The organism is bacterium (genome assembly GCA_016873475.1).
Taxonomy (GTDB): Bacteria; Krumholzibacteriota; Krumholzibacteriia; order JACNKJ01; family JACNKJ01; genus VGXI01.
Map to the genome: position 1 here is coordinate 1 of VGXI01000341.1, position 2,318 is coordinate 2,318.

The window sequence follows — 2,318 nt, forward strand, 5'->3', positions numbered from 1 at the left end:
TTTTTCTGGAGCGTCTATGTGGCGCTCATCAGCCTGGTCAGCATCGTCGGATGCGGCGTGTTCCTCTGGTCGCAGGGCAGGGCCAAGGCCAACGCGGCGGGCGAGACCGGCACCACCGGCCACGTCTGGGACGAGACCCTGCAGGAGTACAACCACCCGCTGCCGCGCTGGTGGAGCTGGCTCTTCTACATCACCGTGTTCTTCTCGCTCGGCTATCTCGCCGTCTATCCGGGCCTGGGCAGCTACGAGGGCGCCTTCAAGTGGAGCTCGCGCGGCCAGTACGAGGGCGAGATGAAGCAGGCCGAGGCGCAGTACGCGCCGATCTTCGCCAAGTTCCAGGGCCAGGACGTGAAGGCCGTGGCGGCCGACCCGGAAGCGAGGAAGATGGGCGAGCGCCTGTTCCAGACCTACTGCGCCCAGTGCCACGGTTCGGACGCGCGCGGTGCCAGGGGCTTCCCCAACCTCGCCGACGGCGACTGGCTGTGGGGCGGCGAGCCCGATCAGATCAAGGCCGCCATCCTCGACGGCCGCCAGGGCATCATGCCGCCGCACGCGCAGCTCGGGGCGGAGACCGTCAAGGACCTCGCCCACTACGTGCGCTCGCTCACGCCGGACAAGCTCGCCCACGACGCGGCGCGCGCATCCCGCGGCAAGGAGGCCTTCGGTACGGCCGGCTGCGCCGGCTGCCACGGCCCCGACGCCAAGGGTATGCAGGCGGTGGGCGCGCCCAACCTGACCGACTCGATCTGGCTCTACGGCTCGTCCGAAGCCGTCATCGTCGAGACCATTTCCAAGGGACGCAGCAACAAGATGCCCGCCCACAGGGAGTTCCTCGGCGAGGCGAAATCCCACCTGCTGGCCGCCTATGTGTACGGGCTGTCGCAGGGCGGAACCGACAAGAAGTAAGCCTGTCACAATAACGACCCCGGGGGCACGACTCCCGGGGCATGCTTCCCCCGACACAACATGGCGCAACCCGCCCCCAAGCCGGCCGCCGCCGGCGCGAAGGTCATTCCGATCAAGGAGGATTCCCTCTACGAATCGGAGAAAAAGATCTACGCGCGCAGCGTGAGCGGCACCTTCGCCAACTGGCGCTGGATCCTCGTCTGGATCACGCAGGCCATCTTCTACGGCCTGTGCTGGCTCGAATGGAACGGCCGCCAGGCGGTGCTGTTCGACATCGTCGAGCGCAAGTTCTACCTGTTCGGCCTGGTGTTCTGGCCGCAGGACGTGTTCTACCTCGCCGTCCTGCTCATCATCTCGGCGCTGGCCCTGTTCCTGTTCACCGCCGTGGCCGGGCGCCTGTTCTGCGGCTACGCCTGCCCGCAGACCGTCTACACGGAAATCTTCATGTGGGTGGAGAAGCTGTTCGAGGGCGACCGGGCGGCGCGCATGAAGCTCGATGCCGCGCCCCTGACGGCCGGCAAATTCGGGCGCAAGGCGGGCAAGCACGCGGTGTGGATCGCAATCGCGCTGTGGACCGGCTTCACCTTCGTCGGCTATTTCACGCCGATCAAGACGCTGGCGGCTTCGTTCGCCGGCTGGCAGCTCGGGCCGTGGGAAACTTTCTGGATCTTCTTCTACGGCTTCGCCACCTGGGGCAACGCCGGCTTCATGCGCGAGCAGGTGTGCAAGTACATGTGCCCCTATGCCCGTTTCCAGGGCGTCATGTTCGACCCGGACACGCTCATCGTCACCTACGACGCCGAGCGCGGCGAGCCGCGCGGAGCGCGCTCGAGGAAGGCCGATTACAAGGCGGCGGGCAAAGGCGACTGCGTCGACTGCGGCATTTGCGTGCAGGTCTGCCCGACCGGCATCGACATTCGCAAAGGCCTGCAGTACGAGTGCATCGGCTGCTCGGCCTGCATCGACGCCTGCGACCAGGTGATGGACAAGATGAACTACCCGCGCGGCCTGATCCGCTACTCGACCGAACACGCCCTGGCCGAGCACTGGGGACGCAAGGAGATCGTCGCCCACATCCTGCGGCCGCGCACGCTGCTGTATGGCGCGATCCTCTGCGCCATCGTCGCCGCCGCCGCGACGGGACTGACTTTGCGCCAGCCGCTCAAGGTGGATGTCATCCGAGATCGCGCGACGCTGGCGCGCGAGGTCGAGGCCGGGCTGATCGAAAACGTCTACCGGCTGCAGATCATGAACCTGGCCGAGGCGCCGCGCCGCTTCGCGCTGGCCGTGACCGGACTCGAAGGCATCCAGATCGTCACCGAGCGCGTCGTCGAGGCGCCGCCGGCCAGCACGCAGGCCGTCGCCGTGCGCGTGCGCGTGAACCCCGAGGCCGGCAAGCGCGGCTCCAACCC

The 2,318-nt window shown here is 67.3% G+C and carries 2 protein-coding genes; both read left to right on the top strand.

Annotated features, from left to right (window positions below; genetic code table 11):
- The coding region (ccoP, locus tag FJ251_15560) for a cytochrome-c oxidase, cbb3-type subunit III (protein MBM4119120.1) at positions 1-906 on the top strand (906 nt) is incomplete at its 5' end.
- A 60-nt stretch (positions 907-966) separates the two neighbouring features.
- A partial coding sequence (gene ccoG / locus FJ251_15565) for a cytochrome c oxidase accessory protein CcoG (protein MBM4119121.1) occupies positions 967-2,318 on the top strand: 1,352 nt, incomplete at its 3' end.